Genomic DNA, 20,625 nt, shown 5'->3' on the forward strand with positions numbered 1-20,625 from the left:
GGGGCTGCGCGAGGACACCCGGATTGACAGGCAAGTATTCACTTGCCTATTGTGGGGGTCGTGGCGGACGATGTCTTCAAGGCGCTGGCCGACCCCACCCGTCGGCGCATCCTCGACGAGCTGGTGGAACGGGACGGCCAGTCGCTGTTCGAGATCTGTACACGGCTGGCGGCCAGGCACGGCCTGGGACTCTCCCGCCAGGCGGTCAGCCAGCACCTCGCCGTGCTGGAGGCCGCGGACCTGGTCCGCACCCGGCGCCAGGGCCGCTACAAGTTCCACGACCTGAACACCGAACCGCTTGAGCGCATCGTGACGCGGTGGCTCAGGCCCGACGCGCCGGAGAACACCCGATGAGGATCCACCTGTCCAGCATCCACGTCGACGACCAGGACAAGGCCCTGCGCTTCTACACGGAGGTGCTGGGCTTCCGGAAGAAGACCGAGGTCCCGCTCGGCGAGCACCGGTGGCTGACCGTGGTCTCACCGGAGGACCCCGACGGCACCGAGCTGGTGCTGGAGCCCGACGACCATCCCGCCGTCGGGCCGTACAAGGCGGCGCTGGCCGACGACGGCATCCCGGTCACCTCCTTCGCCGTGGACGACGTGCACGCCGAGTTCGACCGCCTGCGGGGGCTCGGGGTGCACTTCACCCAGGAACCGCTGGAGACGGGGCCGGTCACCACCGCGGTGCTGGACGACACCTGCGGCAACCTGATCCAGCTCGCCCACTACGCGTAGGCCCCGTCCCCGCCGCCGGGCGGCGCGGTGCGCAGGACGGCGGCGCCGTGGCGGGCGAGCGGCACCCGGCGCCCGTACCGCCGTCCGGTCAGCAGGTCGGTGGCCGGGGCGGGCAGGGGGACGGCGGCCGGGTCCCGGCCGTGGTTGAGGAGGAACAGCAGCCCGCCGCGGCGTACGGCCTCCACCCCGGCGGGCAGGCCGGGCAGCGGCGGCCGCAGTCCCGCCTCTCCGGCGGCGCGGCCCAGCAGGGCCCGGAGCGCGGCGGGGTCGGGGAGGGTGGTCAGATACCAGGCGGTGCCGGCGCCGAAGGAGTGGCGGGTGACGGCGGGACGGCCGTCGAGCTCGCCGCCCCGGTAGGCGGCGACGGTGGTGGCGCCGGCCGTCTCGGCGTCCTCGCGCCACAGGGCGGCGGTGCTCTGCCCGTCCCCCAGGGGTGTGAGGTGCTGGAGCTCGCCCTCGGCGAGCGGCCACCACTCGTGGACGAGGCCGATGCCCAGCACCTCGCGCAGCCGGGCGGCCATGCCGCCCGGGCGGATCCGGTCGTCGGCGTCGGCGACGCCGGTGAAGAAGCCGCACACCAGTGTGCCGCCGCCGCGTACGTGACCGGCGAGGTTGTCCAGCGCGGCGTCGGTGAGCAGGTACAGCTGGGGGACGGCGACCAGCGCGTAGCCGGACAGGTCCGCCTCGGGGTGGGCGAGGTCACAGGTCAGGTTGAGCTCCCACAGGGCGCGGTGCCAGGCGCGCAGCGGCTGCTCCTGGGTGAACCGGTCCGAGGGGCGGCCCGGCTGGAGGGTGGCCCACCAGGAGTGCCAGTCGTGCAGGACGGCGATCCGCGCGGGGACGGCGGTGCCGGTGACTCCGCCCAGCTTCCCCAGTTCGGCGCCCAGTTCGCGCACCCGGCCGAAGAGCCGGGAGCGCGGCCCGGCGTGCGGGAGCATCGCGGAGTGGAACTTCTCGCTGCCCTGCCGGGACTGGCGCCACTGGAAGAAGCAGATCCCGTCCGCGCCCCGGGCCACGGCCTGCAGCGACCACAGCCGCAGCAGCCCCTCCGGTTTGGGCTGGTTGACGCCGCGCCAGTTGACGGCCCCGGCGGCCTGTTCCGTCAGCAGCCAGGGGCCGTGGGCCTGGGAGCGGGTGAGGTCCTGCACCAGCGCCCCGTACGCGGCGCCGTCCGGGCCGCCGGGGTCGGGGTAGAGGTCGACGGAGACCACGTCCTCCTCCGCCGCCCAGGCCCAGCCGTCCTGCCCGGCGGACAGCGGCATGAAGTTGGTGGTGACGGGGATGTGCGGGGTGCGGCTCCGCAGTGCGTCGCGTTCGGCGGTGAAGCACTCCAGCAGGGCGTCGCTGGTGAAGCGGTGGAAGTCCAGCGACTGGGCGGGATTGGGCAGGTACTGGGTGCGGCGCGGCGGGAGGACCTCCGCCCAGGAGCCGTAGCGCTGGCTCCAGAAGGCGGTGCCCCATGCCTCGTTGAGGGCGTCGAGGTCGCCGTGGCGCCTGCGCAGCCAGGCGCGGAAGTGGCGGGCGGTGGTGTCGCACCGGCAGACGGTGCCGTACTCGTTGTTCACGTGCCACAGCCGCAGCGCGGGGTGGCCGCCGTAGCGGTCGGCGAGGTCGGCGGTGATGCGCAGGGCGTGCTCGCGGTAGACGGGCGAGGAGGCGCAGAAGTGGTTGCGCGAGCCGTACCAGACCACCGCCCCGGTCTCGTCGCGCGGCAGGGTCCCGGGGTGGCGGGCGCCCAGCCAGGGCGGCGGGGAGGCGGTGGGGGTGGCCAGGCAGACGCCGACGCCGCCGGCGTGGAGGAGGTCCAGGACCCGGTCCAGCCAGCCGAAGTCCCGCTCCCCGGGACGGGGTTCGAGCCGGGCCCAGGAGAAGACGCCGACGGTGACCAGGTTGACCCCGGCCTCGCGCATCAGCGCCACGTCCTCGGCCCAGACCTCCTCGGGCCACTGCTCGGGGTTGTAGTCGCCGCCGTACAGCAGCCGGCCGCGGGTGACGTCGTTCAGCGTGGGCATCGTGGGAGGTCTCCGTTGCGGTGGCGGTCAGCCCTTGACGGCGCCGATGAGCATGCCCTTGCGGAAGTGCTTCTGGACGAAGGGCGAGAGCACGGCGACCGGCAGCAGGGCCAGCACCATGACCGCCGTCTGCACCGACAGGGCGTGGATCTGGCCGGTGTTGACGGTCTGGGACATGCCCACCGGCCGCTGGCCCTCCAGGACGATCTGGTTGAGCACCACCTGGAGCGGCATCCTGGTCTGGTCGTTGAGGTAGATGGAGGCGTTGAACCAGGCACTCCAGTAGCCGACCGCGTAGAACAGCGAGATCACCGCCAGCACGGGCCGGGACAGCGGCATCACGATCGTCCACAGGATGCGCAGGTCACCCGCGCCGTCGATACGGGCGCTGTCGGTCAGCTCCGGTGCGGTGCCCATGAAGAACGCCCGCAGCACCAGGATGTTGAACACGCTCACCGCGCTGGGCAGGATCAGCGAGGCGTAGGTGTCGATCAGCCCGAGGGACTGCACCAGCAGATAGGTGGGGATCAGCCCGGCGCCGAAGAACATCGTCGCCAGCAGTGTCATCAGCATCGGCCGGTGGCCGAGGGAGCCGGGGCGGGAGAGGCCGTAGGCGCACAGCACCGACACCGTCATGCTGAACAGCGTCCCGACGGCGGTGACGCAGACGCTGACGACCGTGGCCCGGGTGACCTGGCCGCCGGAGAGCAGTTCGCGGTACGCCTCGAAGGTGATCCCGTCGGGCACCAGCACCAGGCCGCCCGCCGCGCGGATGGTCCCGGGCGGCGACAGGCTGGTGACGACGACGATCCACAGCGGGAACAGGATCGCCAGACAGGCCACGGCCAGCACCGCGCCCCGGGCGGCGAGGCCCACGCGGCCGGGCGGCTCCTCCCAGGGCGGGCGGCGCGCCGGTGTCCGGCGGCGGCCGGCCGTACGCTCCCCAGCGCGGTCTCCGGTCAGCACGCTCATCTCCGGTACACCCCCTGCTCGCCCAGCAGGTGGGCGGTCTTGTTGGCGGCCAGTACCAGGGCCAGTCCGAAGACGCCCTTGACGATGCCGACGGCCGCCGCGTAGCCGAAGTCGCCGTTCTCCAGGCCGACGTTCCACACGTAGGTGTCCAGCACCTCGCTCGCACCGGTGCCGACGGCCCTGCGCTGGAGCAGGATCTGCTCGAAGCCGACGGTGAGGGCGTCGCCGACGCGCAGCACCAGCAGCAGGGCGATCACCGGGCGCAGCGCGGGCAGGGTGACGTGCCACATGCGGCGCCACCGGTTCGCGCCGTCCATGGCGGCGGCCTCGTACAGGTCGGGGCTGACGGCGGCCAGGGCGGCGAGGAAGACGATGATGCCCCAGCCCGCGTCCTTCCAGATCGCCTGGAGGGTGACGAGGAACGGGAAGAAACCCGGGTCGGTCATCAGGTCGAAGCCGCCCCAGCCCCTCTCGCGCAGGGTCTGGGCGATGATCCCGGCACCGCCGAGGATCTGCTGGAAGACGGTGATGACCAGCACCCAGGAGAAGAAGTGCGGCAGGTACAGCACGCCCTGGATCCAGGCGCGCAGCCGCGGGTTGATGAGGCCGTTGACCAGCAGGGCCAGTACGACGGGCACGGGGAAGAAGAACACCAGCTGGATGACGAAGATCACCAGGGTGTTCTCGACGGCCGCCCAGAAGTACGGGTCCTCCCACATCCGCCGGAAGTTCTCGCCCCCCACCCAGGGACTGAGGGTGAAGCTCTCGGTGAAGGACTCGCCGATGTAGGGGTCGAACTCCTTGAAGGCGACCGCGTTGCCCAGCAGCGGCACATAGGCGAACACCAGGACCAGCGCCAGCGCGGGCAGCGTCATCAGGATCAGGACACGGTCGCGGCGCAGCCGGTGCCGCCGGGTGACGCCGCCGGGCGGCACCCCGTCCGGCCCGGCCCGCCTCCGCCGCCCCGGCCGCCGGCCGGTGCCCGCGCCGGGCGGGGCGCCGTCCGCGGTGGGCGAGCCGGCGGGGGCGGCGGGGGCGAGGTGGGGCGCCGGGGCCATACCGGTGGGGCCGGTGCCGCCGGCCGGTGCCTCACCGGGGGCCGTGCTGTGGGACACGGGTCTCTCCTCGTCGGCTGGGCGCGGTGCTCTCGGGCACGGGACGCGCGGGTACGGGTGCTCCCGGGCGGTGCTCAGGCGGCGGACTCGCCGACCTCGTCGATCAGCTCCCGGTACCAGTCGCGCAGTTCGTCGCCGCCCGCGCCGCGCCAGTCCTCGACGGCCCGCCGCATGTCCGCGATCGGCCTGCGGCCGCGTACGACGTCGTCCTCCAGGTCCTCGAACTGGTCGGTGAGGTTGGCCCACCGGTTGGGCTCGCGGACCTGCATCCCGTACAGCAGGGGCTCGGTCATGAAGGCGCCCATCCGCCGCTGCCAGGCGCACCAGTCCCGCACGACCCGCGGGTGGTCGGGGAAGGCGGCCACGGCCTCGGCGCCGGCGGTGAAGAAGTAGGTGTCCTGGACCTCGGCGACGCCCTGCTCGGTCTTGGTGGGCACACCGTCCTCGATGGTGTGGTGGGTGCCCTCCACCCCGTACCGGACCAGGCGGTTCTCCCTCGTGCCGTAGGGGGCGGCGGCGAAGTTGGCGATGGCCAGGCACTCCCCGACCTTCTCCTTCGACGCCTTCGCGCTGATGAACGCCCAGATCCCGGCGGGGTTGGCGAAGTACAGCCGCGGGTCGCCGCCGTCGTGGCCGAAGATGTCCATGCCCTGGACGCGGAAGTCCGGGTTCTGCCCGCTCTGCTCGAAGGTCCAGCCGTACCACTTGGCGTTGCCGTCGTTGGTGATCAGCGACTGGCCGGCGGTGAAGCGGGTGCCGGCGTCACCGCGGACGGCCATGGCGTCGGGGTGGACGACCCCGGCGGCGTACAGCTTGCGGGTCCACTCCAGCGCCTCCAGATAGGCGTCCGTCTCGACGCGGTGGACCAGCCTGTCCCCCCGCCGCTCCCAGCAGTACGGCTTCTCCGGCAGGACGCCGAAGACGTTGAACGCCGTCCACTTCATGTCCTCGCAGGCCCACACCTTGGCCTTCGGCGCGGTGATCTCCCGGGCGAGGTCCATGAACTCCCGGGCGCTGGTGGGCGGCTCCCAGCCCTTGGCCTCGAAGACGTCCTGGCGGTAGTAGGGGATGATGATGTCCACCGCGCCGGACGGCAGCGGCAGCCCCCGCAGCTTCCCGCCGAAGATGGACATCCGCCAGGCCTCGGTCGGGACGGCGGCGAGGTTGGGGTACTTCCGCACCCTCTCGCCCGACAGGTACGGGCCGAGGTCGGCGAAACGGCTGTCGATGGCGCTGCGGATCCGCCCCTGCATCTCCCAGCTGGGGATCACCACCATGTCGGGGATGCCGCTGGAGGCGAGGACCGCGCCGAGCTTCTCGCCGTAGGTGTTGCCGTCCTGGGTCTGCCAGGCCACCTGGACCCCGATCGCCGCGTCGACGGCCCGGTAGTAGGCGCAGTCCTTCTCCGGCGGGGTGCCCCACAGCGGGCTGGTGATGGTGACGGTGCCGCCCCGGCCCAGCTTCTCCGGGACCGAGGCGGGCAGCTCCCCGTACGGCAGGGCCTTGCCGGTGAAGCCGGGGCGGGAGCCGTTCTCACTGGGGATGTCCGGCTCGACGACCCGTGCGGCCTCGTGGGCCGGCAGGAGCTTCGCCGCTTCCTTCCTCGTCGTGGTGCCCTCTTTCCGGCCCCCGCCGCCCCCGGAGGAGCACGCCGACAGCAGCGGGGCGCCGCCGGCCGCGGCGGCGGTGGCGGCCGTGGCGGCGAGGAACGTCCTCCGGCTCGGTCTGCGGGACGGCGGCGGGATCTCGGGCATGGCGGCAACCCTTCGTGACGGCACGTCGGTGGGGGGCGTCGGCAGGTGCGTCGCGGTGGTGCGGGATGGTGCGGGATGGCGCGGGGTGACGAGAGCGGAGACGACGGCGGTCCACCGACCGGGCATGGCGGTCGAAGCGCTTCGATATTGCGCCGAGATTAGGTGGGAGGGGTGCACCGCGCAAGAGTCGCGGCGGAGAAACGCCGGACCCTCAGATGCCTTGCCAAGCCAGGCAGTTGAGCGGCACCGCCGGTTGCTCCCGTCCGGTGTCTTGACACCCGCCCTCACCCGTTACAGCATCGAAGCGCTTCGAATAGTGGACCGCTCAATCGCTGCGCCCGGAGGGATCCGCCACCAGTGAGCACCCACCCGCCGCTCTTCCGCGACCCCCGGGCGCCCGTCCGCGAGCGCGCCCGGGACCTGCTGGAGCGGCTCGCTCCGGACGAGCGCGTCGCGATGCTGCACCAGTTCGCCCCCGCGGTGGAACGCCTCGGCCTGGCCGCCTTCCGCACCGGCCAGGAGGCACTGCACGGAGTGGCCTGGATGGGTCCGGCGACGGTCTTCCCGCAGGCGGTGGGGCTGGGCGCGACCTGGAACGACGAGCTGGTGCGGCGGGTCGGCGAGGCGGTGGGCCGCGAGGCGCGCGCGATGCGGGCCCGCGATCCGCGCGTCGGGCTCAACCTCTGGTCCCCCACCGTCAACCTGCTGCGCCATCCGCTGTGGGGCCGCAACGAGGAGGGCTACTCCGAGGACCCGCGCCTGACCGCCGCGCTGGCCACCGCGTACACCCGCGGCCTGCGCGGCGACGACCCGGTGCGCTGGCGCACCGCCCCGGTGCTCAAGCACTGGCTGGCGCACAACAACGAGACCGACCGGGACACCTGCTCGGTGTCGGTGCGGTCCCGGGTGCTGCACGAGTACGAGCTGCCCGCCTTCCGCGGCCCGGTCGCCGCGGGCGCGGTGGCCGGGGTGATGCCCGCGTACAACCTGGTCAACGGCCGGCCCAACCACCTCTCCCCGCTGCTGGCCGAGCAGCTGCGCACCTGGTGCGACCACGACCTGGTGGTCTGCTCGGACGCGGGCGCCCCCAGCAACCTGGCCGGCTCCCAGGGGTACTGCGACACCCACGAGGAGGCCGTCGCCGCCGCCCTGCGCGCCGGGGTGGACAGCTTCACCGACCACGGCGAGGACCCGGCCCCCACCCTCGCCCGGGTGCGCGGCGCGCTGGAGCGCGGGCTGCTGAAGCAGGAGGACGTCGACACGGCGGTGCTGCGGCTGCTGGCGATGCGCTGCGCGCTGGGCGAGTTCGACCCGGAGCCGCCCGGCGCCGAGGACACCGGGGCCGCGTTCGACACCCCCGGGCACCGGGCGCTGGCCCGCGAGGCCGCCGAACAGGCGGTCGTCCTGCTGAAGAACGACGGTCTGCTGCCCCTGGCCGGGGGCGTCCGGGTGGCGGTCGTCGGGCTGCTGGCCGACGAGTGCAAGCTGGACTGGTACAGCGGCGCCCTGCTGCGCCGCTCCACCCCGCTGGACGGGCTGCGCGAGCGGTTCGGCGCCGGCCGGGTGACGTATGCCGAGGGCACCGACCGGGTGCGGCTGCGCTGCCGGGACGGCTGGCTGTCCGTACCGCCGTCCCCTCCGGGCGGCCCAGGCGGGGACGGGGGCGGCGGCACGGCGGCTGGGGCGCTGGACCCGGCGCTGCTGCGGGGCCGCACCGATCTGCCGCCCCTGACGGTGACCGCCGAGCCCGGGGCGGCCGCGGAGTTCGCCCTGGCGGACTGGGGCGGCGGGGTGCTGACCCTGCGCGCGGCGGACGGCCGCTACCTGTCGGTCGCCGACGACGGCCTGCTGCGCGCCTCGGCGGAGCAGCCGGGCGGCTGGGTGGTCCGGGAGACCTTCGAGCTGCGCCCGTACCGCGGCGGGCGACTGCTGTGGCACCGGGGCACGGGCCGGTACGTGACGGCCCCCGCGGACGGTGCCCGCCTCGCCCGGGACCACGAGGCGGGCACCACCTTCACCCTGGAGACCGTCGAGCGCGGCACGGACGCGGTGGCGGACGCCGCCCGGGACGCCGACGTGGTGGTCGTCGTCGCGGGCAACGACCCGCACATCGGCGGCCGGGAGACCGAGGACCGCACCACCCTCGCCCTCCCACCGCACCAGGAACGGCTCTGGCGGGCGGCCCGCGCCGCCAACCCGCGCACCGCCCTGGTGCTCGTCTCCTCCTACCCGTACGCGGTGCGGGAGGCCGACGCCGCCCTGCCCGCCCTGCTGTGGACGGCCCACGGCGGGCAGGCCGCGGGGCAGGCCCTGGCCGCCGTACTGGCCGGCGACGTCCCACCGGGCGGGCGGCTGCCGCAGACCTGGTACGCCTGTGACGCCGACCTGCCCGGGCTGCTGGACTACGACGTCATCGGCGCCCGCACCACCTACCTGTACTTCGACGGCGCCCCGCTGTACCCCTTCGGCCACGGCCTGTCGTACACCTCCTTCGCCTACGGACCGCTGACGGCCGGGCACGACGGCGGGACGCTGACCGCCCGCTGCACGGTGACCAACACCGGGCGCACGGCCGGCGACGAGGTCGTCCAGCTCTACGCCCGGGCGATCGGGGTGGCCGGACCCGAAATCCCCCGCCCCCGCCGCGCCCTGGCCGCCCACCGCCGGATCCGCCTGGCCCCCGGACAGACGGCACAGGTGGAGTTCGCCGTCCCGCTCGCCGAGGCGCTCGGCTGCTGGGACGTCGCCCACGACCGCTGGACGGTGACCCCGGGCACCTACGGGATCGACGCCGGCTCCTCCAGCACCGACCTGCGCACCACGGCGGTCGTCCGGGTGGGCGGCGAGCCGCCGCGGCCGCGTGCGGTGGGGAGCCTGCGGGCCGCCGACTACGACGAGCAGCACGGCACCGAACTGGTGGACCTGACCCGGGAGCGCGGCGACGCGGTCGCCACGGCCGGCCCGGGTCCGGGCGAACTGGTCTTCCACGCTTGCGACTTCCGCGCCCGCCCCACCACCGTCACCGTGACGGCCGCCCGCGCGGAGCCGGGCGAGGCCGAAATCGTCCTGCACCTGGACGACCCGGGCGGCGACCGGCTGCTGGCCTCGCTCACCGTCCCCGCCACCGGCGACCGCTACACGTACACCACCGTGCGGGCCGAGCTGCCCGAGCCCCCCGCGGGCGTACGCGGCCTGCTGGCCGTCCTGCACGGCCCCGTCAGACTGGCCCGCCTGGGCTTCGGCGGTCCCTCGTCCGCCGAATCCACCTGACGACAGGCGGACCACGCCGCGTCCCGGCCCGGTGGGGGCCGGCCGGGCCGCGGCGGCCTCCCCGGGCACGCCGCGCGCCCCGTTGTCACACCGGCCGGATACGGTTCCGGGCACCGTCCGCCACTCCGTGGAGGTGCCCATGAGCTGGGACGTCCTTCTGCTGCCCGTGCCCGCGCGCTTCGGTTCGCTCGCCGGGCTGCCCGACGGCTGGTCGCCCGGCCCGGTCGGCGGCAGGGACCGGGTCCTGGCGGCCGTACGGCAGGCCGCGCCGGAGACGGACCTGTCCGGTCCCTCCTGGGGTCTCCTGACCGGGCCCGCCTGGTCCGTCGAGCTGAACATCGGGGAACAGGACCCGGTGGAGTCGGTCATGCTGCACGTACGCGGCGGCGGGGACGGTGTGCTGCCGGTGATCCACCGTCTGGCCGCCGCCCTGGGGCGCCGGGCGATCGACTGCTCCGGCGGGGAGTTCCTGACCGAGGGCGACACCGGGAACCGGCACGCCTTCCAGGAGTTCCGCGACCGCGTCCTGGCGGATCCGCCCGGCACCGCACCACACGGGAACGGGCCCGGTGGGCGGGGCCTTCGCGGCCCTGGCGGTGGGCCTGGCCGGCACGGCCTCGGCGGGGCGGCCCCGGCCCGCTCCCGCCACGCCGGCTGACCGCGGGCGCGCGGGCCGGGAGCGGCGCAGCGCGTTCCCGGCCCGCCCGTCAGGACCCCGCCGCGACGCGCGCCGTCACAGCTCCAGGCCGGTGAGGACCATCACCCGCTCGTAGGTGTAGTCCTCCATGGCGAACCGCACGCCCTCGCGTCCGGTGCCGGACTCCTTGGTGCCGCCGTAGGGCATCTGGTCCGCGCGGTAGGAGGGCACGTCGCCGATGATCACGCCGCCGACCTCCAGGGCGCGGTGGGCCCGGAAGGCGGCCCGCACGTCGTGGGTGAACACGCCCGCCTGCAGGCCGTACTTCGAGTCGTTGACCGCCGCGAAGGCGGCCGCCTCGTCCTCGGCGGAGGCGAGGGTCAGCACCGGGCCGAAGACCTCCTCGCAGGAGACCTTCACGCCGGCGGGCACACCGGCGAGGACGGTGGGCGCGTACGTGGCGCCGTCCCGCTTGCCGCCGGTCAGCAGCTTCGCCCCGGCGGCGACCGCCTCGTCCACCCAGGACTCCACCCGCCGGGCGGCGTCCTCGCTGATCAGCGGGCCGACGTCGGTGGCGTCGTCCGAGGGGTCGCCGGTGACCTGCGCCTCGACCGCCTCGATCACCCTGGGCACCAGCCGGTCGTACACCGAGGCGTCGGCGATGACGCGCTGGACGGAGATGCAGGACTGGCCGCCCTGGTAGTTGGAGAAGGCGGCGATGCGCCGCGCGGCGAAGTCCAGGTCCTCGTCGGAGGACCAGTCGGCCAGCACCACGGCCGCGCCGTTGCCGCCCAGTTCCAGGGTGACGCGCTTGCGGGGCACGGAGTCCAGGATGGACCAGCCGACCGGCCCGGAGCCGGTGAAGGAGATCACCGGCAGCCGCTCGTCGGCCACCAGGGACGGCATGCGGTCGTTGGGGACGGGCAGCACCGACCAGGAGCCGGCGGGCAGGTCGGTCTCGGCCAGCAGTTCGCCGATGAGCAGCCCGGACAGCGGGGTGGCCGGGGCGGGCTTGAGGATGATCGGCGTGCCGACGGCGATGGCCGGGGCGACCTTGTGGGCGCACAGGTTGAGGGGGAAGTTGAACGGCGCGATGCCCAGCACCGGTCCGCGCGGGAAGCGGCGGGTCAGGGCGAGGCGGCCGGTGCCGCCCGCGTCGGAGTCCAGCCGCTGGGCGGTGCCGCCGTTGAAGCGGCGGGCCTCCTCGGCGGCCCAGCGGAAGACCGAGACGCAGCGGCCGACCTCGCCGCGGGCCCACTTGACGGGCTTGCCGTTCTCGGCGGAGATCAGCCGCGCGATCTCCTCGGTGCGCTCGGTCAGCCGCCGCATGACGTGGTCCAGGGCCGCGGCGCGTACATGGGCGGGGGTGGCGGCGAACTCGGCGGCCACCGAGGCGGCGGCGGCCACGGCCTGCTCGACCTGGTCCCCGGTGGGGACGGCGACGGTGCCGACGGTGCGGCCGTCCCAGGGCGAGGTGACCGTGAGGGTCTCGTCGCCGGTCGCCTCGCGGCCGGCGAGCCAGAACGCGTGCGGAGAGGTGGCTGTGGTCACTGCGTGTCCCGGCCCTTCCGAAGTGGTGGTCCGACGTGGTGGAGCGGCGAAGGTGTGGAGGTGTGCGGCGGATGCGCGGTACGGAGGTGCGTGGTCGGGACGCGCCGGGGACCGGCGGTGGCGCGGTCGGCGCTCCCGTCTCCACCGTAGGGGCCGTACCGGCACGGGGCTGTTGTCCAGCGTGTAGCAGTGGGGTGTTTCCCCGCTACGTTTCGGCGGGTCGGGACGCCGGCGGCTCCTGCGGGCGCCATTGCCGTCGGCCCGTCTTGCCACGATCATGACACGGCAGTACGCAACCCCCACCCGTCGGACTGGACACCCCAGGAGACGCGATGCGCATACGTACCAGAGGCCGGCGGTTCACCACCGCGGCCGTCCTCCTCACCCTCGCACTGGCCGTTCCGCTCGGGGCACAGGCCACCGCCGCGCCCGGCGACGACGGCCCGCGGGCCGCCACCGGCACCGCGGGCGAACGGCAGTACGAGATCACCGGTGTCACCGGTGCCCCGCAGCGCACGGCCATCGCCCGCACCGGCGCGTCCGTGGACGCCGTGCGCGAGCACTCGGTGGTGGTCACCGCCGACGCCGCCCAGGCCGAGCGGCTCCGGAAGACCGGCCACCGCCTGACCGCGCTGCCCGCTCCCCCGGCACACGCGCCCGGGAAGGAGGGGACGGGCGTCCTGGACTTCCCGCCCAGGGACTCCCGCTACCACAACTACGCCGAGATGACGGCCGCCATCGACGGCTATGTCGCCGAGTTCCCGGACCTGATGAGCAAGCAGGTCATCGGCACCTCCCACGAGGGCCGCGACATCGTCGCCGTCAAGATCAGCGACAACGTCCGCACCGACGAGGAAGAGCCGGAGGTGCTGTTCACCCACCACCAGCACGCCCGTGAGCACCTGACCGTCGAGATGGCGCTCTACCTCGTCCGGGAGTTCGGCAAGCGGTACGGCTCGGACCCCCGCATCACCGGGATGCTCGACGAACGCGAGGTGTGGATCCTCCCGGACCTCAACCCCGACGGCGGCGAGTACGACATCGCGACCGGCAGCTACCGAAGCTGGCGCAAGAACCGCCAGCCCACCCCCGGCTCCCGGTACGTCGGCACCGACCTCAACCGGAACTGGCCCTACAAGTGGGGTTGCTGCGGCGGGTCCTCGGACAGCCCCTCCGCCATCACCTACCGCGGTCCGTCCGCCGCCTCCGCCCCCGAGGTGCGCACCGTGATGGACTTCGTCGACGGCCGGGTCGTGGGCGGTGAGCAGCAGATCACCGCGCACATCGACTTCCACACCTACAGCGAACTGGTGCTGTGGCCGTACGGCTACACCTACGACGACACCGCCCCCGGGCTCACCCGCGACGACCACGAGGCCTTCGCGGCCGTGGGCCGGGCGATGGCCGACAGCAACGGCTACACCCCGCAGCAGTCCAGCGACCTGTACATCACCGACGGGAGCGTCAACGACTGGATGTGGGGCGAGCACGGCATCTTCAGCTACACCTTCGAGATGTACCCCGGGCCCAACGGCTCGGAGGGCTTCTACCCGCCCGACGAGGTGATCGAGCGGGAGACCGCCCGCAACGAGGACGCGGTGCTCCTGCTGCTGGAGAACGCCGACTGCATGTACCGCTCGATCGGCAAGGAGGAGCAGTACTGCGCCGCGTGAGCGGCACCGCCGGCCGGTGAGGCCGGTCCGGCGGGGTCAGGTCCGCGCCGCCCGGTCCGCTCCCCCGGCGGGCCGGGCCGGCGGTACGGCCGCCGTCGCCTTGAGCGCCAGCCACAGCTCCATCCGCGCGTCCGGATCGTCCAGCGACCGGCCGAGGATCTCCTCGACCCGCCGCATCCGGTAGCGGAGGGTGTGCCGGTGGACGCCGAGGTCGGCGGCGGCCGCGTCCCACTGCCCGTGCCGGGAGAGCCAGGCGTGCAGTGAGGCGACCAGATCGCCGCGGCCGTGCGCGTCGTGCTCGCGCAGCGCCCGCAGCATGCCGTCCGCGAAGGCCCGTACGGCGTCGTCGGCCAGCAGCGGGAGCACCGAGCCGGAGGCGACGTCCTCGTGCTCGACGAGTGTCCGGCCGCGGCGACGGGCCACCGACAGCGCCTGCTCGGCCTGTTTGAGGGCGACGGCCACGGCGGCCAGTCCGGCGGGGGCCGAGAGGCCGATGACCACCCCGTGCTCCGGGCCGCCCGCCGCCTCGCTCCCGCCGGCGGTGCCGGCCTCGGCGGCGAAGTCCGCACAGGCGGCGGCCGCGGCCCCGCCGTCGGTCACCAGTCCCACCAGCCGGTCGCCGTCCGGGACCAGCAGGACCGATTCCCCGGCCCGGGCCGCGGCCGCCTCGGTCCTGGCCGCCAGGGCCTCCACCGCCGGGGGCAGCCCGGTGTCCGCCGCCGCGGGCGGCGGTGGCGGACCGCCCGTGCCGCCCTCCGCCCGGTCCCGGGTGCCGGACGGCCGCCGGCCCGCCGGTGCGGGTATGTCCTCCGCCACCACCACCCGCAGCGGCGCGTCCAGCAGTCCGCCGTAGAGGGTGCCCGCGACCGCCCGGGCGTGGTCGGCCTCCCCCGCCATCAGCATCCGCAGCACCGCGGCGCCCAGCCGCTGCTCGGCCTCCCGCAGGGCGCGCGACCGCTCGGTGACCAGGGTCAGCAGGGCGACGGCGGAGTTGACGGCGTAGCGCTCGGCGGTGCCCGGCGGGGCGTCCGTGCCGACGGCGAGCACGGCCCGCGCCCGCCGCCCGGAGCCGATCGACTGCAGTTCCACCCGGTCGGCCGCCGGACTCCCGGGTCCGCCGGTTCCGTCCTCCGGGCCGCCGTCCGGCCGGCCGGCCGCGCCGGCGGGCGGGCCGGCGGGCGGGCCGCCCACCACGGCGCTGGCGGGTGCGGGCCGGTCGCGCAGCCGCTCCACGTCCCCGGTCAGCCGCGCGGCGCGGCGGGCCGCCCAGGGCGGGGCGGCGGCGACCAGCGCGCCGGAGGCGTCGTAGAGGGCGGCCCAGCCGTCGACGTGGGCGGCCAGCTTCGCCAGCAGGGCGGCCGGGCCGCGCGCGGACTGCGCGGCCCGGGTCAGCTCGCGCTGGGCCTCGAAGCCCGCGGTGACCGCGCGGTACTGCTCGGCGGCGTTGGCCGCCGAGACCGCCTTGCTGATCGCCAGGAACGGGGTGCGCCGGGGCACCTCCAGCAGCGGGAAACCGGCCTCCCGGGCGGCCGTGAGCAGCGCCTGGGGCACCGTCTCGTAGGCGACCCCGGCGGCGAAGCCCAGGCCGACCACCCCGGCGTCCTTCAGCCGCCCGACGTAGCGGCGCATCGCGTCGCCGTCCTCGACGTCCAGCTTCATCGCCGTGACCAGCAGCAGCTCCCCGCCCTCCAGATAGGGCACGGGGTCGGCCAGTTCGCTCACATGCGCCCAGCGCACGGGCACGTCCAGCCGGTCCTCGCCCGTGCGGACGACGAGCTTCAGCGAGGAGTGCTGGACCAGCGAGGCGAGGGTGAGCGGCATGGCTGATCGGAAGCCCTTTCCGGCGGCCGGCCGCTTCGTCGGCGGTTTCCGGCAGACGGGGTGGTGACGCGGGACGGCGGTTTTTGGCCATACGGTAGTAACAGCAGGGCCGCACCGTTACCAACCGTACAGCCGGATGCGCCGTGGTGCGCCGCCCTGTCCGGTTCCTCCCGCGTGTTTCCCCGGGGCCCCGGCTCTCCGGAGAGGGGCGCCGTCACTCCCCGAGTCTGGTCAGCACCGGCGGGCTCGTCTCGCCGCGGACCGTGGTGAGCGACACCACCGCGTGGCCCGGCGGCACCTTGTGGGCGAGGTCGGAGGCGGACCACCGCTCCCGCTGGACGGTGCGCACGGTCACCGACCTCGTGGTCGCCCGCACCCCCGTGAACAGGGTGCGCACCCCCCGCGCGGCGCGCCGGAGCGGTCCGCCGGAGAAGTCGGGGTTGTGGGTGACGTCCTCGGTCTTGACCCACTCCCGGCCCCAGGCCTGCGCGAACACCTCGCCGTCCCAGGTGCTCACCCCGGACAGCACCACCCGGCAGCCGACCGCCCCGACGGCCGCCGCGCGCAGCGGCTCGGGCAGGTCGTCCAGGCTGCGCAGCGCCAGCACCACGCCCGCGTTGGCGGTCCGCAGCCGCTGCACGGCCCGCACCGAGGCGGGGGTGAGGGTCTGCTCGGCGTCGTCGAGCACCAGGCAGGCGAACAGCGAGCGCTCGTCACGGGTGCGGGCACCGGCGGTGAACTGGGCGAGCAGCAGCCGGGCGAGCAGCCGGGACGCCTCGGCGTGCCCGCGCTCGGGCAGGTCGATCCGCACCCGCAGCGGATGCTCCAGATCGCGCATGGCGAAGGGGCGGGTGGTGCCGCCGGTGTCGAAGAACCCGGCGAACGCGGGCCGGTCCAGCAGCGCGATCCGGTCGGCCAGCAGCGGGCCGGGGTCGCCGGGGCGCCCCGACTGGCGCTCGCGGGCGTCCAGTTCGCGCAGGGCGGCGCCGTCCCCGGCCGCCTCGCACGCCTGGCGCAGCGCGGCGAGCGCCACCGGCACCCCGTCCAGCAGTTCGCGCAACTCGGGCACGGACGGGAAGCGGCCGTGCGCCGCCCGGTGGGGGCCGATCAGCTGGGCGAGGACGGTGGCGGCACGGCGCGTGTCGGCCTCGCTGCCGGGGACGCCGGGGCCGCCGGGCGCGTCCCCGACCAGCGCCTCGGCCAGTACGGCGGCGGCCTCGTCGGGATCCTCGGTGCCGCCGTAGAGGTCGAGGTCGTGGGCGGAGCCGGGACTGCCGAGCCGGATCACCACGTCGTAGGCCTCGTCGGGACCGAGCCCGGCGCCCGGCGCGCCCACGGCGACCACCGCGGCCCGCCCGGCGAGCGCCTGGAGCGCGAGGGACTCCACCGCCGGCCGCACCACCCGGCTGGTCTTACCCGCCGCGGACGGCCCCACCACCAGCAGGGACGTGCTCAGCAGCGCCGGTTCGAGAGCGAGGGAGACACCCCGGTAGGCGTACGGGTTGCGCTCCCCGTCGGGCGCGGCGCCCAGCCGTACCTGGCCGGTCAGCAGGTCGTGGCGGGCCGCCCGTACGGGCAGGTCGCGGGCCCCGGAGGGGTGGGTGAAGGCGGCGGCGCCCCGCTCGAGCACCTCCCGGACGAACTCCGGCCGCCGGGCGGGCTCGGCCCGCACCGACTGCCAGGCGCGGTCGATCCGGGCGTAGTCCACGTCGGTCATCCGCCCGGCGTGGATCTCGGCGGTCAGCCGGTCGGCGGCGGCGTGCTCGCCGGCGGCCCGCAGCCGGGGCCACAGGACCGGGTCGGCGGGGCCGCCCTCGGGCACGGCCGCGGGGGCGGGCCGTCCGGCACCGCCGTCCCGGCCCGCCAGCCGGGGGCGGACGTAGCGCCGCCAGACCTCGTCCCAGCGGCCGAGGCGGCCGAAGACGTACACCAGCACGAGGGCGAGCACGACCCGGTAGACGTGGATGAGGTTGACGGCCTTCCCGGTGCCCCGCCAGGAATCGGGCATGATCCAGCCCAGCGGCCACATCAGCGGGGGGAGATAGCCGTTGTAGGCCAGCGACCAGACCAGCAGCCCGCCCAGCAGCGCCAGCGCCGCGCCGCCCAGCAACTGCCGGTCGTCCAGCCGGTCGGGGTCCTCCGGGGGTCTGGGCCGGTGCCCGTACCGCCAGACGCCCGGCTCCGCCTCGGGGCGCGCGGTGCGCAGCCACTCCGTCAGGGCGGGCCCGGCGGCGGGTGCCTGACGCGGCATCGGGGGCACCGGCGGGGGCGGCGGCATCGCCGGTGCGGCCTCCGGGCCGCCGTGCGCCCACCGCAGCTCCCGCGGGTCCCGCGGGTCCCGCGGGTCCCGCGCGTCCCATGCCCCGTGCGTCCCGTCGCCCACCATGCCCCGCTCTGCTCCTCGTCCGGCACGCCCTCGCCCGTCCACCGCACCAATCTAGTGCCCGGTCCGGGCGGTCCGCCGCCCCGCGGAGCCGGTCCTGTCCACCGCGGCCAACACGACACGGCCACTTCTCCGCGGCGGTGCATGTCCGCCTCCCTCTCCGCCCCCTAGCCTGCGAGGAGCGGCACCGCCCTTTCGTACCGGTTTCCCACCGAATTCCGCGCCGCCGCCGCGCCGGCCCCGCACCGGACCACACCGAGACACACCGAGACACACCGAGACACACCGAGGAGCCCGACATGACCGGACCGTCCCGAGGCCCCGCCCTCCCCCAGGAACGCCGTCTCGTCACCGAGATCCCCGGGCCCAGGTCCCGGGAGCTGATGGCCCGCAAGCAGGCGGCCGTGGCGCAGGGGGTGGGGACCGTCATGCCCGTGTTCGCGGCCCGCGCCGGGGGCGGGGTGCTGCAGGACGTGGACGGCAACTCCTTCATCGACCTCGGCTCCGGCATCGCCGTGACCACGGTCGGCAACAGCGCCGAGGCCGTGGTGCGCCGCGCCGCGGAGCAGCTGGAGCGGTTCACCCACACCTGCGCGATGGTGACCCCGTACGAGGGGTACGTGGAGGTCTGCGAGGAGCTGGCGCGGCTGACCCCCGGCGACCACGAGAAGCGGTCGGTGCTGCTCAACTCGGGCGCCGAGGCGGTCGAGAACGCCGTGAAGATCGCCCGCGCGTACACCGGGCGGCAGGCCGTGGTCGTCTTCGACCACGCGTACCACGGCCGCACCAACCTCACCATGGCGCTGACCGCGAAGAACATGCCGTACAAGCACGGCTTCGGGCCGTTCGCGCCGGAGGTCTACCGGGTGCCGGTGGCCTACCCCTTCCGCTGGCCGACCGGCCCGGACAACTGCGCCGAGGAGGCCGCGGCCCAGGTGATCGACCAGATCACCAAGCAGGTCGGCGCGGACAACGTCGCCGCGGTCGTCATCGAGCCGATCCTGGGCGAGGGCGGGTTCATCGAGCCGGCGAAGGGCTTCCTGCCGCGCGTCGAGCGGTTCGCGAGGGACAACGGCATCGTCCTCGTCGCGGACGAGATCCAGTCCGGCTTCTGCCGCACCGGCCAGTGGTTCGCCTGCGAGGACGAGGGCGTCGTCCCGGACCTGATCACCACCGCCAAGGGCATCGCGGGCGGTCTGCCGCTGGCGGCCGTCACCGGCCGGGCCGAGATCATGGACGCCGTGCACTCCGGCGGGCTGGGCGGCACCTACGGCGGCAACCCGGTGGCGTGCGCCGCCGCGCTGGGCGCCATCGAGACGATGCGCGAGCTGGACCTGAACGCGCGGGCCCGCCGCATCGAGGAGGTCATGAAGGGCCGGCTGACCGCGCTGCGGGAGAAGTTCGGCGTCATCGGCGAGGTCCGCGGCCGGGGGGCGATGCTCGCCGTCGAGCTGGTGCGGCCGGGCACGAAGGAGCCCGACCCCGAGTCCACCGCCGCCGTCGCGCGCCACTGCCACCGCTCCGGTGTGCTGGTGCTGACCACCGGCACCTACGGCAACGTGGTCCGCTTCCTTCCGCCGCTGGTCATCGGCGAGGATCTGCTGAACGAGGGCCTGGACGTACTGGCGGAGGCCTTCGCCGGGCTCGGCTGAGCGGAGGACGGGTGAGGGCGTGGGGAGCGGCGTGAAGAATGTGTGCGAGGGCCATGGCCTTGCGGTGACACGGCTGTCCGCCGCCCGGAGCCTGCCGTACGGTCTTTCTCGGAAGAACGCAGTACCCGTCCCGCGGGCGACCGCGGACGGTGCCGAGCCGGTGATTCCCCTCATCCGGCCCGGTGGTGCCCTCGCGCACACTCCTCACCGATCGGACGGCCGCCCGCCCCACACCCCCCGGGGCGCGCGGTGACCGGTCGTCACGGCGGCCCCGGAACTCTCCCCCCTGTTCCGGGGTCGCCGTCTCGCTTTCCCCGGCTCGCCCGGTTCGCCCGGCTTCCCGGGCACCTCCGGGACGTCCGCCGTCCCGCCGCCGCCCGGGCCGTCTCCGCCGCGCTGCTCCTGCCGCTGCTGCTCCTGGCCGTCCTCTCCTGGCAGGTGACGGTCGGCGGGCCGACGGCGGCGGCGGACGGGCGGCTGGCCCGGGCGCTGCGGGCGAACGCCCCGCCGGCCGGTCTCGCCGAGTTCCTCGCCGACCTGGGCAACGCGGAGGTGGCGCTGCCCGTCCTGGCGGCGGCGCTGGGGTACGCGTGGCTGCGCGGCCGCCGGCGCCGCCCGCGCCCGGCAGCGGTGCCGGCGGCGGTGCTGGCGATGGCCGCCGTACCGGCCGCGGTGGTGCCGCTGAAGGCACTGACCGACCGGCCCGGACCGCTCGGCGGCACGGGGTACTTCCCGTCCGGTCACGCGGTCACGGCCCTGGTCGCCTACGGTGCCGCCGCGCTGCTGGTGCTGCCGTACGTCCGCGCGGCAGCGCGCCGCGCGCTGACCGCGGCCGCCGCGCTGGTGTGCGCCGGGGTCGGCGCGGGACTGGTGTGGCGGGGCTACCACTGGCCGCTGGACGTGCTGGGCGGCTGGTGTCTGGGGGTGCCGCTGCTGGCCGCCGTCCGGTGGGCCGCCCGCCGCGCGCCCGGGCCGCCGGACCCGCGGCGGGGACGGGCCCGCCGGTGACCCGGGTGCGCGCCGCTCCCGGCACGCCTACGATGGCCGC

14 protein-coding genes are annotated in these 20,625 nt (G+C 75.1%); 7 read left to right on the forward strand and 7 right to left on the reverse strand.

What is annotated here, in order from left to right; translation table 11 throughout:
- Window positions 1–60 precede the first annotated feature (60 nt).
- Both V1L54_RS20780 and V1L54_RS20785 read left to right on the forward strand, forming a co-directional pair.
- Window positions 61–354 carry an ArsR/SmtB family transcription factor gene (locus V1L54_RS20780; RefSeq protein ID WP_330119579.1) on the forward strand — a complete coding sequence of 98 codons (294 nt, stop codon included), beginning with the start codon at window positions 61–63 and terminating at the stop codon, window positions 352–354.
- A complete protein-coding gene (locus V1L54_RS20785) occupies window positions 351–737 on the forward strand; it encodes a VOC family protein (RefSeq protein WP_330119580.1) in 387 nt (128 codons plus the stop codon). Before V1L54_RS20780 ends, V1L54_RS20785 begins: the two co-directional genes overlap by 4 nt.
- Here V1L54_RS20785 and V1L54_RS20790 read toward each other — a convergent pair.
- The 4 genes from V1L54_RS20790 to V1L54_RS20805 form a co-directional block, all read right to left on the reverse strand.
- Window positions 728–2,749, reverse strand: coding sequence for a beta-galactosidase (locus V1L54_RS20790; protein WP_330119581.1), 2,022 nt, complete (start codon window positions 2,747–2,749; stop codon window positions 728–730). The two genes, V1L54_RS20785 and V1L54_RS20790, sit on opposite strands and share 10 nt — an antisense overlap.
- Before the next feature lie 27 nt (window positions 2,750–2,776).
- A complete protein-coding gene (locus V1L54_RS20795; RefSeq protein WP_330119582.1) occupies window positions 2,777–3,721 on the reverse strand; it encodes a carbohydrate ABC transporter permease in 945 nt (314 codons plus the stop codon).
- Window positions 3,718–4,836 (reverse strand): ABC transporter permease, encoded by a 1,119-nt coding sequence (locus tag V1L54_RS20800; protein WP_330119583.1) that lies wholly within the window; start codon window positions 4,834–4,836, stop codon window positions 3,718–3,720. Before V1L54_RS20800 ends, V1L54_RS20795 begins: the two co-directional genes overlap by 4 nt.
- Before the next feature lie 74 nt (window positions 4,837–4,910).
- A complete protein-coding gene (locus tag V1L54_RS20805) occupies window positions 4,911–6,590 on the reverse strand; it encodes an extracellular solute-binding protein (protein ID WP_330119584.1) in 1,680 nt (559 codons plus the stop codon).
- A gap of 357 nt (window positions 6,591–6,947) precedes the next feature.
- Here V1L54_RS20805 and V1L54_RS20810 point away from each other — a divergent pair, with 357 nt between their 5' ends.
- Both V1L54_RS20810 and V1L54_RS20815 read left to right on the forward strand, forming a co-directional pair.
- Window positions 6,948–9,860, forward strand: a complete 2,913-nt coding sequence (locus V1L54_RS20810; protein WP_330119585.1) for a glycoside hydrolase family 3 C-terminal domain-containing protein — start codon at window positions 6,948–6,950, stop codon at window positions 9,858–9,860.
- A 139-nt stretch (window positions 9,861–9,999) separates the two neighbouring features.
- The gene (locus V1L54_RS20815; protein WP_330119586.1) at window positions 10,000–10,518 is read left to right on the forward strand and encodes a hypothetical protein; all 519 of its coding nucleotides are present in this window, start codon (window positions 10,000–10,002) and stop codon (window positions 10,516–10,518) included.
- A gap of 75 nt (window positions 10,519–10,593) precedes the next feature.
- Here V1L54_RS20815 and V1L54_RS20820 read toward each other — a convergent pair whose 3' ends face one another.
- Window positions 10,594–12,048 (reverse strand): aldehyde dehydrogenase family protein, encoded by a 1,455-nt coding sequence (locus V1L54_RS20820; RefSeq protein ID WP_330119587.1) that lies wholly within the window; start codon window positions 12,046–12,048, stop codon window positions 10,594–10,596.
- Window positions 12,049–12,380: 332 nt separating this feature from the next.
- Here V1L54_RS20820 and V1L54_RS20825 point away from each other — a divergent pair, with 332 nt between their 5' ends.
- Entirely contained in the window at window positions 12,381–13,721 is a 1,341-nt protein-coding gene (locus V1L54_RS20825; protein ID WP_330119588.1) for a M14 family metallopeptidase, read from the forward strand.
- Between the two features lie 36 nt (window positions 13,722–13,757).
- Here the strand turns inward: V1L54_RS20825 and V1L54_RS20830 are convergent, their stop codons facing one another.
- Window positions 13,758–15,542 (reverse strand): PucR family transcriptional regulator, encoded by a 1,785-nt coding sequence (locus V1L54_RS20830; protein ID WP_330119589.1) that lies wholly within the window; start codon window positions 15,540–15,542, stop codon window positions 13,758–13,760.
- A 214-nt stretch (window positions 15,543–15,756) separates the two neighbouring features.
- Window positions 15,757–17,928 carry an ATP-binding protein gene (locus V1L54_RS20835; RefSeq protein WP_443076721.1) on the reverse strand — a complete coding sequence of 724 codons (2,172 nt, stop codon included), beginning with the start codon at window positions 17,926–17,928 and terminating at the stop codon, window positions 15,757–15,759.
- Between the two features lie 296 nt (window positions 17,929–18,224).
- Between V1L54_RS20835 and gabT the strand changes: the two genes are divergently transcribed.
- Entirely contained in the window at window positions 18,225–19,577 is a 1,353-nt protein-coding gene (gene gabT, locus V1L54_RS20840) for a 4-aminobutyrate--2-oxoglutarate transaminase (protein ID WP_330119590.1), read from the forward strand.
- Window positions 19,578–19,826: 249 nt separating this feature from the next.
- Complete coding sequence (locus V1L54_RS20845) at window positions 19,827–20,585, forward strand: phosphatase PAP2 family protein (RefSeq protein WP_330119591.1); 759 nt, start codon at window positions 19,827–19,829, stop codon at window positions 20,583–20,585.
- Window positions 20,586–20,625: the final 40 nt, after the last annotated feature.

The organism is Streptomyces rubellus (genome assembly GCF_036323805.1).
Classification (GTDB): Bacteria; Actinomycetota; Actinomycetes; order Streptomycetales; family Streptomycetaceae; genus Streptomyces.